21 protein-coding genes and 3 tRNA genes are annotated in these 13325 nt (G+C 43.1%); 23 read left to right on the top strand and 1 reads right to left on the bottom strand.

Features of this window, described 5'->3' with window-relative positions; genetic code table 11:
* Window positions 1-116 precede the first annotated feature (116 nt).
* The 23 genes from secY to rpmG all read left to right on the top strand — a co-directional run bounded on the left by secY (window position 117) and on the right by rpmG (window position 12627).
* Window positions 117-1538 (top strand): preprotein translocase subunit SecY, encoded by a 1422-nt coding sequence (secY, locus tag VLA77_03365; protein HSE29597.1) that lies wholly within the window; start codon window positions 117-119, stop codon window positions 1536-1538.
* A gap of 67 nt (window positions 1539-1605) precedes the next feature.
* A complete protein-coding gene (locus VLA77_03370) occupies window positions 1606-1740 on the top strand; it encodes a hypothetical protein (GenBank protein ID HSE29598.1) in 135 nt (44 codons plus the stop codon).
* Window positions 1741-1911: 171 nt separating this feature from the next.
* Window positions 1912-2136, top strand: a complete 225-nt coding sequence (gene infA, locus VLA77_03375; protein HSE29599.1) for a translation initiation factor IF-1 — start codon at window positions 1912-1914, stop codon at window positions 2134-2136.
* 29 nt (window positions 2137-2165) lie between these two features.
* On the top strand, window positions 2166-2282 hold the full coding sequence (gene rpmJ, locus VLA77_03380; GenBank protein ID HSE29600.1) for a 50S ribosomal protein L36: 117 nt from the start codon (window positions 2166-2168) through the stop codon (window positions 2280-2282).
* A gap of 2 nt (window positions 2283-2284) precedes the next feature.
* On the top strand, window positions 2285-2671 hold the full coding sequence (rpsM, locus tag VLA77_03385) for a 30S ribosomal protein S13 (protein ID HSE29601.1): 387 nt from the start codon (window positions 2285-2287) through the stop codon (window positions 2669-2671).
* An 8-nt stretch (window positions 2672-2679) separates the two neighbouring features.
* Window positions 2680-3069, top strand: a complete 390-nt coding sequence (rpsK, locus tag VLA77_03390; GenBank protein ID HSE29602.1) for a 30S ribosomal protein S11 — start codon at window positions 2680-2682, stop codon at window positions 3067-3069.
* Window position 3070: 1 nt separating this feature from the next.
* Window positions 3071-3691, top strand: a complete 621-nt coding sequence (rpsD, locus tag VLA77_03395) for a 30S ribosomal protein S4 (GenBank protein HSE29603.1) — start codon at window positions 3071-3073, stop codon at window positions 3689-3691.
* A 33-nt stretch (window positions 3692-3724) separates the two neighbouring features.
* Entirely contained in the window at window positions 3725-4645 is a 921-nt protein-coding gene (locus VLA77_03400; GenBank protein HSE29604.1) for a DNA-directed RNA polymerase subunit alpha, read from the top strand.
* A gap of 1 nt (window position 4646) precedes the next feature.
* Window positions 4647-5090, top strand: coding sequence for a 50S ribosomal protein L17 (gene rplQ, locus VLA77_03405; protein HSE29605.1), 444 nt, complete (start codon window positions 4647-4649; stop codon window positions 5088-5090).
* Between the two features lie 2 nt (window positions 5091-5092).
* Window positions 5093-5530 carry a 50S ribosomal protein L13 gene (rplM, locus tag VLA77_03410; protein ID HSE29606.1) on the top strand — a complete coding sequence of 146 codons (438 nt, stop codon included), beginning with the start codon at window positions 5093-5095 and terminating at the stop codon, window positions 5528-5530.
* Window positions 5530-5925, top strand: a complete 396-nt coding sequence (gene rpsI / locus VLA77_03415) for a 30S ribosomal protein S9 (GenBank protein ID HSE29607.1) — start codon at window positions 5530-5532, stop codon at window positions 5923-5925. Before rplM ends, rpsI begins: the two co-directional genes overlap by 1 nt.
* Before the next feature lie 98 nt (window positions 5926-6023).
* A complete protein-coding gene (locus VLA77_03420) occupies window positions 6024-7088 on the top strand; it encodes a cation:proton antiporter (protein HSE29608.1) in 1065 nt (354 codons plus the stop codon).
* A gap of 118 nt (window positions 7089-7206) precedes the next feature.
* Window positions 7207-8238, top strand: a complete 1032-nt coding sequence (trpS, locus tag VLA77_03425) for a tryptophan--tRNA ligase (protein HSE29609.1) — start codon at window positions 7207-7209, stop codon at window positions 8236-8238.
* Window positions 8238-9080 (top strand): RluA family pseudouridine synthase, encoded by an 843-nt coding sequence (locus VLA77_03430; GenBank protein ID HSE29610.1) that lies wholly within the window; start codon window positions 8238-8240, stop codon window positions 9078-9080. The genes trpS and VLA77_03430 overlap by 1 nt, the downstream gene beginning before the upstream one ends.
* Entirely contained in the window at window positions 9080-9898 is an 819-nt protein-coding gene (locus VLA77_03435; protein HSE29611.1) for an AAA family ATPase, read from the top strand. The genes VLA77_03430 and VLA77_03435 overlap by 1 nt, the downstream gene beginning before the upstream one ends.
* Before the next feature lie 20 nt (window positions 9899-9918).
* The gene (locus VLA77_03440) at window positions 9919-10587 is read left to right on the top strand and encodes a tetratricopeptide repeat protein (protein ID HSE29612.1); all 669 of its coding nucleotides are present in this window, start codon (window positions 9919-9921) and stop codon (window positions 10585-10587) included.
* Complete coding sequence (locus VLA77_03445) at window positions 10587-11315, top strand: PIG-L deacetylase family protein (GenBank protein HSE29613.1); 729 nt, start codon at window positions 10587-10589, stop codon at window positions 11313-11315. The genes VLA77_03440 and VLA77_03445 overlap by 1 nt, the downstream gene beginning before the upstream one ends.
* A 42-nt stretch (window positions 11316-11357) precedes the next feature.
* A tRNA-Thr gene (locus VLA77_03450) sits at window positions 11358-11433 on the top strand.
* 5 nt (window positions 11434-11438) lie between these two features.
* Window positions 11439-11524: transfer RNA gene (locus VLA77_03455), tRNA-Tyr, on the top strand.
* 13 nt (window positions 11525-11537) lie between these two features.
* On the top strand, window positions 11538-11699 hold the full coding sequence (locus VLA77_03460) for a hypothetical protein (protein ID HSE29614.1): 162 nt from the start codon (window positions 11538-11540) through the stop codon (window positions 11697-11699).
* A gap of 243 nt (window positions 11700-11942) precedes the next feature.
* Window positions 11943-12197, top strand: coding sequence for a hypothetical protein (locus VLA77_03465; GenBank protein ID HSE29615.1), 255 nt, complete (start codon window positions 11943-11945; stop codon window positions 12195-12197).
* Between the two features lie 92 nt (window positions 12198-12289).
* Window positions 12290-12364 (top strand) — tRNA-Thr (locus tag VLA77_03470).
* 62 nt (window positions 12365-12426) lie between these two features.
* Window positions 12427-12627, top strand: a complete 201-nt coding sequence (gene rpmG / locus VLA77_03475) for a 50S ribosomal protein L33 (protein ID HSE29616.1) — start codon at window positions 12427-12429, stop codon at window positions 12625-12627.
* On the opposite strand, the gene VLA77_03480 is transcribed toward rpmG, so the two are convergent.
* On the bottom strand, window positions 12628-13254 hold the full coding sequence (locus tag VLA77_03480) for a hypothetical protein (protein ID HSE29617.1): 627 nt from the start codon (window positions 13252-13254) through the stop codon (window positions 12628-12630).
* Between the last annotated feature and the right edge of the window lie 71 nt (window positions 13255-13325).

The raw sequence follows: 13325 nt of genomic DNA on the forward strand, positions 1-13325 counted from the left end.
AACTAGCAAAAAACGTCGCCAAGTAAGCGGCGTTTTTTGTTTGTAAGGCAATAAAAAGTGGTAAAATTCACAAATCTTTAGCAAATGGGGGTAGCATCTGTTACTATTAAATGTATATGAATTGGAAGAATATCTTAAAATCGCTTAAAAGCCGCGAGATGCTTAAAAGGCTGCTAATCGTTGTCGGACTTATAGTAATTTATCGTTTTTTGGCGCATATACCGGTACCGCTAGCTGAGCCAACTCAACTTAAAGACGTTTTAACTAACGTCCTGGCCAGCACAGATCTTGGTGGTTTCTTAAATATTTTAACTGGTGGCGCTCTGGCTAATCTTTCTATTGTCTTAGTCGGTCTTTCGCCATATATCACCGCATCTGTCGTGACTCAACTTCTCACCAAGGCTATCCCTCAACTTGAGGAGCTGCACAAAGAAGGTGAAACTGGTCGTCGTAAAATCCAGCAGTGGACTCGTATTATTACTTTGCCGCTGGCAATTTTGCAATCCGTTGCATTTATATTTATTTTGAGGCAAACCATTTTGGCCGGTAACGTTGGTACAGACATAACCGCCAACACATCTATTTTGCAATGGGTTGTTATGATAACTGCAATGACGGGTGGAGCCATGCTGCTAATGTGGATGGGTGAACTTATGACCGAGCAGGGCGTTGGCAACGGTATGTCGCTTTTGATTTTTGCAGGAATCGCAAGTCAATTACCGCAAACCCTCGGCACCCTAGGAACTTCATTAACTAATGTTGCGACAGATGCGGATAAACTTAATGTTTTTGGATGGTTTACACTACCGATCAATGCAATCGCTTTTTGGGTCACACTGGCCATTGTGCTTCTAAGCTTACTGGGAATATATTTGGTCGTGAAGATCAATGAGGCGCAGCGCATTATTACAATTAACTATGCTAAGCGTATTCAGGGTAATCGTGCCTACGGAGGTGTAGCGAGTATTTTACCGATCAAACTAATTACGGCAGGTGTTATTCCCGTGATTTTCGCCGTGGCATTCTTGGCATTACCAGCTTTCATCGGGCAATTGTTGGTTTCGACTAACAATACTCAGTGGCAAGAAATTGGTTCTAACCTTGTCCAGTGGTTTCAGACCCCTAATGCTCAACTGTTTGCCACAGGTGATATGACAACTCTGATCTACCCGTCACTGTACCTTTTGTTAGTTGTGATGTTTACATATTTTTACACGAGCATTGTGTTTAATGCTCATGAAATTGCCGAGAACCTGCAAAAACAAGGTGGCTTTGTGGCCAATGTTCGACCTGGGGTTCAGACTGAAAAATACCTTAGTACTATTGTCAACCGTTTGACCTTGTTTGGATCTCTGGCGCTGGGGTTGATTGCAATCACGCCATTTGTGTTCGAATTCGTTGGAGCTAAGTTTGGCCTTCAGTTACAAAACCTAGCAGTAGGGGGCACAAGCTTGCTACTGGTTGTGTCTATTACTCTAGAAACCTTGAGACAAATCAATTCTCGTGCATTGATGGTGACCTACGATCAAGACTATTAAAAACTTAATTAAGTGTCGCATTTTGCCCCTTTTTTGCTACAATTAGCGTAGAAAGGGGGATTAAGGTATGCAAGAAGAAAAAAATATGGACAACTGCGGTTGCGACTGTGAAATGTGCAAGCAAGGTCGTCACCACGAATGTCCAACAGGTAAATGTACTTGGAAGGACGCCGACAAAGACGAAGATGAAGAAGACGAATAGTCTCTGAATCTACAAAATAAGCCCGAAATATTGGGCTTATTTTTTTGCATGTTGACCAAACATGTTTTGATTTGTAATATTAGGGCAAGACAAATCGCAACGTTAGCGATGGATATTTAAATAACACTTTACAACAGAGGAAAATATCTGTATAATCAGTCACTGTAGCTTATGGCCAGTACTAAAGAAGTAATAAAACTTACCGGACGTGTTGTTGAAGCCCTGCCGGGTGCTAAGTTTATTGTGGAATTAGAAAATGGTCATAAAATCGAAGGGCATATCGCTGGTAAAATGCGAAAGCATTATATCCGCTTAGTGCCTGGAGACAAAGTAGAAGTTGAGTTAACCCCTTACGATCTCACAAAGGGCAGAATCATCTTCCGCTTACGGGATTAATATTATATAAACGCCAAGGAGTAGGCCCGGTGAAGGTGCAACCAAGCGTCAAAAAAATCAGCCCAGACGACCAGCTAGTACGCCGTAAAGGCAGGCTGTATGTCATTAACAAACGTAAACCTAAGCATAAACAGAGGCAAGGCTAGTTATGGCACGTATCGCAGGCGTTACAATTCCAACTGACAAGCAAGTGCAAATTGCTCTTACTTACATTTACGGCATTGGTCCCAAATTTGCTGCGGATATTTTAGCTGCAACAAAAATTGAACCAACTGCGCGTGTTAAAGACCTATCAGAAAACGAACTACAGAAGATTCGTGACGAAATCAGCGCCAACTACAACGTAGAAGGTGAACTTCAGCGTGTAGTTGTTGGCAATATCAAACGTCTTAAAGACATTAAGTCTTACAGAGGTGTCCGTCATGCTGCTAACCTACCAAGCCGTGGTCAACGCACAAAAACAAATGCGCGAACTCGTCGCGGCAAAAAAGTTACTGTGGGCGGTACTAAAAAGAAGGTAGCGTCTAAGACGTAGGAATTAATATGGCAGATACACAATCAACCAAGAAGAAGCAAAAACGAACAGTACCATCCGGTGCTATGCATGTTAAAGCTACTTTCAACAACACAATTGTTACTTTTACAGACAAAAAAGGCGACGTTCTTACAGTTGCTAGCGCGGGTGCTATGGGTTTTCGTGGTTCTAAAAAAGGAACTGCCTACGCTGCACAGGTTGCTAGCGAAAAGGCTGGAACTGCTGCCAAGCAAACCTATGGCGTAAAATCTGTTGATGTTTTTGTTAAAGGCATTGGCCTTGGTCGCGACGCCGCGATCCGCGCTTTGCAAAACCTAGACATAGCTATCGAAAGTATCCAGGATAAAACCGGTGTCCCACATGGTGGCGTTCGCTCACGAAAGGCAAGGAGAGTATAAAATGGCTAGAGATCGAAGCCCAATTGTAAAACAGTCTCGCCGTGAAGGCTTTGCCTTGCACGTTAAGGCACATAAAATTATGGCCAAAAAGACTGGCATCCCTGGCGTTCACGCTCAGCGATCTGGTCGCGGTAAAGCAAGCTTGTATTCTATGCAGCTTCGCGAAAAGCAAAAAGTTCGCCGACTATACGGCCTACTTGAAAAACAGTTTGCTAACACAATGAAAGAAGCAAGTCGCAGCAAAGGCCAGTCTGGTCAGGTGCTATTGCAACTTTTGGAACGCCGCTTAGACAACGTAATTTACCGAGCTGGTTGGGCTGTAAGCCGTCGTGGTTCACGCCAATTAGTTAGCCACGGCCATCTAATGGTTAATGGAACTCGTGTTAATATTCCAAGCTTGCGTGTTCGCGAAGGCGATGTAATTACCGTTCGTCCAAGCAGTGCAAAAACTCACTACTTCGCTGGTCTTGATGCAATTGTTAAAGACACAAATCAACCTAGCCTTAGCTGGTTGAAGAGTGACCACAAGAAGATGACAATTACTATAACTGGCCTACCTACCCGCGAAGAAGCCGACCAAGATATTAAAGAACAGCTCATCGTTGAGTATTACTCACGTTAGACTTTTAAAAGAAGGCAAAGGAGAAAGCCGCGAATGAAAGTCATTCACAACCCAACACTAGCGCACGTTGAAGAGCATAACTCTACAAGTGCAACATTTGTTATCGAGCCACTTCATACTGGCTACGGTATGACTCTTGGTAACAGCCTACGACGCGTGTTACTAAGCAGTATTGCCGGTGCAGCTGCAACAGCTTTTAAAATCGAGGGCACAACCCACGAATTTACAACTGTTAAAGGTGTAAAAGAGGATGTCGTTGACATCATGCTCAACGTCAAAAATATTTACTTTAAGAGCCACGCTGATGCTCCTATAACTCTACGATTAGAGAAAAAAGGTGCTGGCGTTGTTACTGCTGCCGACATCAAGCTTACCGCTGACATCGAAGTAGTAAATAAAGATGCTGTTATTGCAACAATCGACGATCCAAAAGGTTCGTTGGTTATGGACATTGTTGTTGATTCTGGTCGCGGTTATCGCACGATCGAAGAATCGGCTGCAAAACGCACTCAGGGCGATCTAATCGCTTTGGATGCAATGTTCAGCCCAGTTATGCGCGTTCGCTACAAAGTTGAAAACACTCGTGTTGGCCAAGCAACTGACTTAGATAAACTAAGCATTACAATCGACACAGACGGTACAATCAGCCCACGCGACGCATTCGAAGAGGCTGCGGCTATCTTGATCAACCAGTATACTGCTTTGGCAGGTTCTACTCGTGTTGTTGCTGGCCCAACTGTTGGTAGCAAAGAAGACCTAGATAGCAATCAGCTTATGACCCCAATTGAAGACCTAAACCTAACAGCCCGAACAACTAACTCATTGATCAATAACGACATTCGTACTATTCACGACTTAGTTACTTTGAGTGAGTCTGACCTTCGTGAACTTAAAGGCTTTGGAAGCAAAGCTTTAGACGAAGTTAAAGAAAAGATGGCGGAGTTGGAGCTCTAATATGCATCGTCACGGATATAAAGGTCGAAAATTTGGCTTAGAACGCGATCAACGCAAAGCTCTAATCAAGGGCTTAGCTACGTCGCTTATCGAAAAGACAAGTATCGAGACCACACTGGAAAAAGCTAAAGAAATTCGCCCATACGTAGAAGCTTTAGTGACCAAGGCAAAAAAAGGCGACTTACACAGCCGTCGCCAAATTATTGCCAGCCTAAGTACAATTAGCGCTGCCCATAAACTAGTTGATCAGATTGCTCCAAAGCTAAAAGATCGTCAAGGCGGTTACCTGCGTATCAAAACTACTCGTTTACGCGTAGGCGACAACGCCCAGATGGCAACAATTAGCTTTGTTGACGATGTTAACGTTGTAGAGGCGCCAGTTGTTAAGAAGGCTGCTCCAAAAGCAACCGCCAAGCCTAAGGCTGAGCCGAAAGGTAAGGAGTAATCATGAATAAAACATACTCGCAGAAACCTGCTGAAGTGACGCGCAAATGGGTTGTTGTTGACGCTAGCGAAGACAACTTAGGCCGCGTAGCTACTACTGTTGCTAAGTACCTAATTGGTAAATACAAACCAAGCTACACTGCCCATATTGACGGTGGCGACTTTGTGGTAGTTGTAAACGCTGCAAAAGTTAAAGTTAGCGGCACCAAAATGGACGACAAGATGTACTATCGCCACTCTGGATTCCCAGGCGGAATTAAAGAACGTACTCTTAAAGAGCAGTTAGAAATCAACCCAGCCAAAGTTATTGAGCTCGCCGTAACTGGTATGCTTCCAAAAAACAAGCTAGTTGATGGCCGACTAAAACGACTAAAGATTTTTGCTGGCGCTGACCACAATCACGCAGCACAATCACCTGTTAAAGTTGAGGTAGAAAGATAATGACTAAAAGCTATTTTTACGGGCTAGGCCGTCGTAAATCTTCAACAGCTCGTGCTCGTTTAACAACTGGCAAGGGTCTGGTGACAATTAATGACAAAAAAGCCGAAGATTACCTAAGCAGCAACGAAGCTTGGACAGCAGAATTGATCCAGCCTCTTAAGCTTATCGGTAAAGAAAAAGACTTTGATGTTAGTGTGCGAGTGACCGGTGGTGGTCATGCAGGTCAAGTTGATGCAATTAAGCTTGCTATTAGCAAAGCTTTAGCTGGCATGAACGACGACTTACGTGGAACACTAAAGAAAGCTGGCTTGCTTATGCGCGATAGCCGCGAAAAAGAACCGAAGAAATACGGTTTACGCAGCGCTCGCAAACGCGAACAGTTTTCAAAGCGTTAATTACAGATTACTACAAATTACCGGCTTGCATGCCGGTTTTTTGTTTTAGCTAAAATCAACCTTGAAAAACCAGGCAACCAAGAGCATACTGTATGACGATGAATCTTGTTCAACTTGTAGGAATTGTTTTGTTTGGCTTAATTTTAGCCTTAATTTTTAATATTAATGGGATTCAAAACTCTAATTGGTATCAGCTGCTGATTGCACTATTGTTAGCAACCGGTCTATATGCAAGCACCTACGGAATAGACCTAAAAGAAGCCAAGCAACACCTTAAGCTAATTTTAAGCGCAGTCACGATTGGTGTGTTTTTAAAAGCGGCAATAATTGGGGTTACTTTGTGGTTAGCGTTTCAGGATCCTTTCTTTTTGATACTAGGAATAGTTGTCGCTCAGATCGACCCACTGTCGGTATCGGCATTATTGCAAGACAACCGAATGTCTAAAAAGGCAAAAGCGATCCTAAGCTCTTGGGCATCATTCGACGATCCAATGACGGTGATATTGGCTATTTACGCCCCAATTATAATCGTGCAGGTATTCGGTAGTGGCGCTATAAATTTATCAACCACAGATGCGAGCGTTGGCTTGTGGTCGTACATAACCGAGCTAGGACTCAATCTTGGCCTCGCTGCACAGGCCTTTTGTCTGTATACAGTAATTCGATTTTATTCCAAGCAAGTTTCCGCCTGGCTTGCATTCGGCGTGTCGCTTTTGGTTTATGTTTTGTTAGCAATAGCATTTTCGATATCGGTAATATATTTTATGATGCTAGGCGTAGCCTTAATAGGCTTGTTCCTACGCCCGCCAATTGAAAAATACATAAATTTGGCAACCAAATACGCTTTGGTGATTGCTACGTTACTGCTGGGTATCCTACTAGTTGGCGGGGTGAATATCGTAGCAGGAATTGCATTAGGATTCATGGCCTACCTAGCGCAAATCATTGTAGGATTCATTTTGACTCGCAAATTACCAAAAAAAGACAGCTGGCATATAGCTTTTGCTCAGCAAAATGGTATCACTGCAATAATTTTAGCCTTGGTGTTTGAACCATTACATTCAGGAACTGTTGCTATCGTAGCGCCAGCAATCCTGGTTGTTAACTGCCTCCACTACATCATAAATATGGTCCTCGACAAACACGTATTAAGTAAAATATAATACAATTATGAGCAATAATTCTTGGCAAAAACAAAAATCCTGGCGACAGTAGTTTTTATTGTAAACTTTTGCCGCCGAGTAGGCGGTTTTTTATTAATTAACGTATAATAAGGCTATTATGAAAACAATCCTAACCGGAATCAGATCCAATAACGAACTTACAATCGGCAACTATTTGGGCGCAATTTTACCGATTATTGACATGGCCAAAACCAAAGCAGGCGAGTACCAAATAAACATGTTCGTGCCCGACCTACATAGTTTTACTACCCCGATCGACCACACTAAGTTGTACGAGCAGAGTTTAAACAATGTACGAGTCTTTGTCGCTGCAGGATTACCACTAGGTAACGAAAATATTCATGTTTATCGACAAAGCTACGTGCCAGCGCACAGTGAGCTAACATGGATTTTGGACTGCTTTACCGGTTTTGGCGAAATGAGTCGAATGACACAGTTTAAGGATAAGTCCGAAAAACTTGCCGAAGATCGAGTTAGCGTGGGCTTATTTAACTATCCAGTTCTTATGGCTGCCGATATTTTGCTTTACAATGCCGAACTTGTTCCAGTTGGCGACGATCAAGCTCAGCACATTGAATTCGCTCGCGATATTGCCGAGCGCATGAACGCTAAGTTTGATAGCCTATTTACTGTGCCACTGCCTGTAAAAAAACAGCACGAGTTTTTTGGTAAAGATCAAGGACTGCGTATTCGTGATTTAATGGATCCAACTAAAAAAATGAGCAAGAGCGACGAAACCGGCAAGGGCGTCATTTTTATGACCGACGCACCAGAAGTTGCCGCTAAAAAAATAATGAGCGCGACAACCGACAGTCTTGCCGAAATTGACTTTGATATGCAAAAACGCCCAGGTATTAGTAACCTCCTGCAGATTCTAGCCCTGTTTGGCGACCAAGATTTGCAAACCGTGATCGCAAAATACAAAGGCCAAACTCAGTACGGCGAGCTTAAGAAAGATGTGGCCAAAGTAGTTAGTGAGTTTTTGAGTAGCTTTCAAAGTAACTTAAAAGCAGTTAGCGACGAACAAATCTTGACTAAACTTAAACAAAGCGAAGCCAAAATGAATAAAGTTGCCAACGAAACTTTGCTTAAAGTGCAGCAATCCGTAGGACTGCGACCCAAAAAATAATGCGACTTGACGTTTATTTGGCAACTTACTGGCCCGAGAATTCCCGTGCGACCTGGCAAAAACTTTGTAAAACTGGCCACGTTTTAGTAAACGGCAAAGTTGAAACATCACCAAAAGCTGAGATTGGTGAAGACGATGAAGTTAAAATTGTCGAAACAGAGAAAGTCGATTTTACTGGTCAAACATTGCCAGTCATCTACGAAGACGATGATGTAATAGTAATAAACAAACCGTCAGGCGTTCTAACACACGCGAAAGGCGAACTTAACGACGAGTTTACTGTTGGCGAGTTTATGAAACCCCGTACTACTGACGGCGCCGGAACAAACCGGCCCGGAATCGTGCATAGGTTAGATCGCGAGACATCGGGTGTAATAATTGCCGCAAAAAATAACGAGTCAAAACGTTGGCTGCAAAAGCAGTTCGCCACGCGGAAAGTTAAAAAAACGTACATGGCGCTTGTTGAGGGTAGGCCAAAAGAACATTCGGCAAACATTGATTTACCAATTTTGCGGAATCCCAAAAAACCACAAACTTTTAAGGTAGATCCTAACGGTAAGCCAGCGCAAACATTTTACGACACTGTAGAAAACTTTAAAAGTTACACTTTATTGCGTCTAAAACCGTTCACCGGACGAACCCACCAGCTTCGAGTACACTTAAATTACATCGGTTGCCCGATTGTTGGCGATAAACTCTACGGTCACGAACCACCTAAAGCGTTAGGTAGACTATTCTTGCATGCCGCCGAGCTAGAACTAACTTTACCTAATCGCGAGCGCAAGGTTTTTAAGGCCGAATTGCCACCCGAACTACAAAACTTTTTAAAAAACTTAAAATAATGCATGATCTACTAATTAATAATTTTACAAAGCAAACGCTGCAGAATATTGCAAAGGACCCTCCTCACGCTTTGTTATTTGCTGGACCCCTGGGGGTTGGTAAGTTAACATTGGCTAAAGCCTGGGCCAAAAGTTTAAATGCATTTGCCGAAGTTGTGGAACCTGAAGAAAAGGGAAGTATTACTATAGAAACAGTTCGGAGTTTGTACAGAAAAACCAGCGGCAAACAAGCTGAGCGGCAAGTGATAATAATTGATCATGCCGAAACAATGGGGGTCGAGGCACAGAATGCATTCTTAAAATTACTTGAAGAGCCGCGACAGAACGTGACTTTTATTTTGACTGCCATAAGCGCTCAGCAGCTACTTGCAACGATTAACTCACGACTTCAAACGGTGAGCGTTAACCCGGTTAGTCCTAACGATCTCAAAAAGCTAATAGCAAAAAAGTCGCCTAAGCTGTCCCCGCAAGAAACGGCTCAAATTTTGTTTATAGCACAAGGCAGGCCGGCAATTTTAAACAGGATTTTAGCCGACAACACCGTTTTAGAGCAATACAAAAACATTATGCAATCCGCTAAAAAGTTGATTAGCGAAACACAGTATGATCGTTTGGCTACAGTTAACGACCTAGTTAAAGACAAGGGCACTTTAATAGCGACACTCGAGGCAATGATCACAATGACAGCTATGCAAATTACAAAATCTCCAAACGAGCGCTGGTTTAAATTGGCAGATTCTCTCGAGGAATGCCTGCAAAGTTTGCTGCAAAATGGCAACCCTCGCGCACAACTTGTTAATTTTTTCTTGAGTTATTAGTGATATAATAAAGTTCGAGTATGTTTAGTATTCCATTAATTGCAATATTCGGCGGCATCAGCATTTGGCTTTTTACAAGGTCAACTACTGAAGTTAAAGGCCAGCAACTACCCGAGCGAATTACCGAAAAGCTCGACAAACTTTGGCAAATTGCGCAGGAAGGCCTGCAGGAGCAAAAATATCTACGCGCCGAAAAGGCTTTGCTTACGATTTTGCGTGTAGATGAGCGTAACGCTGCCGCTTACAACCGACTTGGGATCTTATACGCAAAGCAACGCGCTTTTAATGACGCAATCGAATGTTTTGAAATTGCGCAGAGCTTGGAGCCTAGTGCGTCGAGCTTGCACAACGTTGGTTTAATCTACTACGAGACTGGTCAGTACGAAAAGGCTGCTCTGGCTTTCGAGCAAGCAATCGAGATGGAAAGTGAGCTCTCGGCCCGACAAGTGGCATATGCTAAAGTTCAAGAAAAGCTTGGGAACAACAAAAAAATGATCGAAGCACTAGAAAAGGCAGTCGAACTTGAGCCGCACCCACAATCACTTAAGATTCTGGCCGACGCATACGAACGAATAGGCGAAATGGAACTTGCAGAGACCATCAAAAAGAAAATAGAAAAAATAATCGCCTCGCCTCAGCCACAGCAACTGCCAAAGCAAATTCAGCAGCCTCGACGCATGGTAATGTAGTGGACGATTACGATCAAATTTTTGGCGATAAGAAAACCGTTTTAGTGGTTACCGCCCACCCTGACGACCTGGACGCCATGTGCGGCGGAACTGTCGCCAGACTCACTGCAGACGGTAAACGCGTAATAAGTATCAAGACGACAACCGGAAATAATGGTTCGCGCGATAGTAAAATTAGCCCTGCATTTTTAGCTAAAAAGCGACAAACAGAGGACGCGAGAGCAATGAAAACGCTAGGCTTGGATCCGCGTGATTCTGTAAATCTTGGCTTTGATGATGGGTCTATCGAGAACTCTAAAGAGGTGGTTGAACGAATTAGTTACTATATTCGCAAATTTCAGCCGCAAATTATAATCACCCTCAACCCAGAAAAAATTTTGATTAGCAAGCAAGGTAAAACTTGGGTTAATCACCGCGATCATCGCAACACTGCTGCAGCGACAGTTGATGCGACCTACCCGTTTAGTCGTGATCTGTCATTTTTTGCAAAGCAATTTGATGACCCAAAAATCAAACCTTCAAAGTGTAACGAAATACTCTTCGCAGACTACTGTCCCGGTGAAAAGCAAGTAAAAATCAAAATCGATGATTTTACTGGGCAAAAGCAAAAGGCACTAGAATCCCATGCCTCACAGTTTAACGAAGAAGCAGTTAAAGACGTGATGAATATCTATAGCGTCAAGCAGAGCGACTCAACTTTTGAATCTTTCAGACACGTGAGCTTTTGATCTTGAAAAAACGGGTCAAATGCGATAAAATCTTAGAGTCATGCCGGCATAGCTCAGTGGCCAGAGCGGCTGTTTTGTAAACAGCGGGTCGTGGGTTCAAATCCCTCTGCCGGCTCCATATTAGCCGAGATAGCGAAGTGGTCAAACGCATCTGACTGTAAATCAGACGACTTATGTCTTCGGGGGTTCGACTCCCTCTCTCGGCACCAAGAGTTATAAATTATGAAAAAGAACTCAACAATCGTAATAATTTTAGGGGTAAGCATAGCTTTAATTATTGCTGCTGTCGGCTTCATTTTCTACAAACAAAAACAAGTTGATCAGGGCTGCACTACGTACTACAACTCAAGTGGCGAAGAACTGTACAAAGACTGTATCAATTAGTAAGTAGCTATTGCTTTTTACTGTTTTAATGATATTATTAATCAAATTAAGCTAATTGGCTTAATTCCGCTGTAAGGAGGCAGCTTGGCTCAGCCGCCAAGAATTGTGGTGACCGTGCCCTGGCAAATGAGTATCGCTGTAGGGAAGATCGCCCCAATAAGACCGTATTCGCTAGAACAACCCGCGATTGGTGATTCCTTCACACGAGAAGTCGCTGCGCGGTTGATCCGCCAGTCCCTGAGAATGGGGCAATGGTGCGGCGTTAGGCTAGAAGACATAGTGCGAATTGCCGAGGAGGAAATTCGGGAGCGTGACGCACATGTCGAAAGCCTGGTGTATTCGCACGGAGTTAATTGGATTGCAAGTAAGATGTATCGACTAGTCGATACAGGCATGGTCGGGGTGCTCGACGAACGCTTCAACTACTTCGCCCCCACAGACTATTTAACGCGACTACTGCCTAAACGCAGACCACACAACGCACGCTGGAATCAGTAACAGCAAGGGCGCACGACTTCGGTACGGCGCCCTTTGACACCTAAGACTTGAGAATTTTGCCAAAAAAAGGTAAAATAACCCCTGTTGCATACGCCCAAGTAGCTCAGTGGTAGAGCACTTCCATGGTAAGGAAGGGGTCACGAGTTCAATCCTCGTCTTGGGCTCCACGTTGTAATCAATGGTTTTATCTGTTATAATTTAAGTCAACTGTTAATATTTAAGGTTTAAAATGGCTAAAAAAAGCGAAAAACGTAAGATTGTCGGACTTGTTAACGCAGCTGGCGAACGTCATTACTACACTACAAAAAACACCCAGAACACCCCTGGTAAACTTGAAATGATGAAATACAACCCAACTACTCGCAAACGCGAGCTTTACAAAGAATCTGCTAAAAACTTGGGTCGTAACGAAGTTAAAAAACGCAAATAGCTATTCTGGCAATTTTGTACTATCTAATTGGGCCGCCATCCAGGAGCCCAATTTTAGTATGTTTTCGAGTAGGCGCATATTAATATGAGTATCTTTTGCATAAATAAATAGTTGATCGTCGTTTATTTCAACATCTAAATGCCTAAAGTTTTGTGTTAAGGTATTCACTATAGCTGGCGAAAGAAGCATTCTGGCGGCAGGATATCGAACCGGATCAATTAGAACAGTTGCACCTACATCAGTAAAAGCACCACTCATATCTTTTAGCTTTGTGAATCCAACGGCTAAATTGGCAAAAAATGTTTCATCATGGTGCTGGTTGTCAATAAAAATATGCGGTAAGTTGGATTGCTTTAGATCAAACTGAAAAATAAGCCATTTATAGTTAACAGTCGCTTTTCCTGGAAAGTGCAGGGTGTTAGTACGTTGCAGCAGAATAACGTCGTGGCCTTCAAAGTAACCAACGGTGTAGAAGTTGTCTTCGTGACTCGTGCTGGCTGTCGCCCCTAAAACCATGGTATGGTCGTCTTGCAACCCCACGTGCCCAAAGTAAACAAAGTGAAGCTTGTCAGCAAATTTTTTAACAACAAGCTTAGTAGTAAAATGTTTTACTTTTTGCACCACCATTTGATCTTAGTATAGCAAGCTGTGCACGCAGGGCAAAGTTGCACAATTTAACTAAAATTGTATAATTAGCT

It is taken from the genome of Candidatus Saccharimonadales bacterium, assembly GCA_035457485.1.
Classification (GTDB): Bacteria; Patescibacteriota; Saccharimonadia; order Saccharimonadales; family EFPC-124; genus DATIBO01.

Coding starts and splice junctions, on each gene's coding strand:
- rplQ (HSE29605.1), top strand. CDS start 4,647: ATGCATCGTCACGGATATAAAGGTCGAAAATTTGGCTTAGAACGCGAT.
- VLA77_03460 (HSE29614.1), top strand. CDS start 11,538: ATGAAAAAGAACTCAACAATCGTAATAATTTTAGGGGTAAGCATAGCT.
- rpsK (HSE29602.1), top strand. CDS start 2,680: ATGGCAGATACACAATCAACCAAGAAGAAGCAAAAACGAACAGTACCA.
- VLA77_03420 (HSE29608.1), top strand. CDS start 6,024: ATGAATCTTGTTCAACTTGTAGGAATTGTTTTGTTTGGCTTAATTTTA.
- trpS (HSE29609.1), top strand. CDS start 7,207: ATGAAAACAATCCTAACCGGAATCAGATCCAATAACGAACTTACAATC.
- VLA77_03465 (HSE29615.1), top strand. CDS start 11,943: ATGGGGCAATGGTGCGGCGTTAGGCTAGAAGACATAGTGCGAATTGCC.
- VLA77_03370 (HSE29598.1), top strand. CDS start 1,606: ATGCAAGAAGAAAAAAATATGGACAACTGCGGTTGCGACTGTGAAATG.
- VLA77_03430 (HSE29610.1), top strand. CDS start 8,238: ATGCGACTTGACGTTTATTTGGCAACTTACTGGCCCGAGAATTCCCGT.
- infA (HSE29599.1), top strand. CDS start 1,912: ATGGCCAGTACTAAAGAAGTAATAAAACTTACCGGACGTGTTGTTGAA.
- secY (HSE29597.1), top strand. CDS start 117: ATGAATTGGAAGAATATCTTAAAATCGCTTAAAAGCCGCGAGATGCTT.
- rpmG (HSE29616.1), top strand. CDS start 12,427: ATGGCTAAAAAAAGCGAAAAACGTAAGATTGTCGGACTTGTTAACGCA.
- VLA77_03480 (HSE29617.1), bottom strand. CDS start 13,254: ATGGTGGTGCAAAAAGTAAAACATTTTACTACTAAGCTTGTTGTTAAA.
- VLA77_03435 (HSE29611.1), top strand. CDS start 9,080: ATGCATGATCTACTAATTAATAATTTTACAAAGCAAACGCTGCAGAAT.
- rpsM (HSE29601.1), top strand. CDS start 2,285: ATGGCACGTATCGCAGGCGTTACAATTCCAACTGACAAGCAAGTGCAA.
- VLA77_03400 (HSE29604.1), top strand. CDS start 3,725: ATGAAAGTCATTCACAACCCAACACTAGCGCACGTTGAAGAGCATAAC.
- VLA77_03440 (HSE29612.1), top strand. CDS start 9,919: ATGTTTAGTATTCCATTAATTGCAATATTCGGCGGCATCAGCATTTGG.
- rpsI (HSE29607.1), top strand. CDS start 5,530: ATGACTAAAAGCTATTTTTACGGGCTAGGCCGTCGTAAATCTTCAACA.
- rplM (HSE29606.1), top strand. CDS start 5,093: ATGAATAAAACATACTCGCAGAAACCTGCTGAAGTGACGCGCAAATGG.
- rpsD (HSE29603.1), top strand. CDS start 3,071: ATGGCTAGAGATCGAAGCCCAATTGTAAAACAGTCTCGCCGTGAAGGC.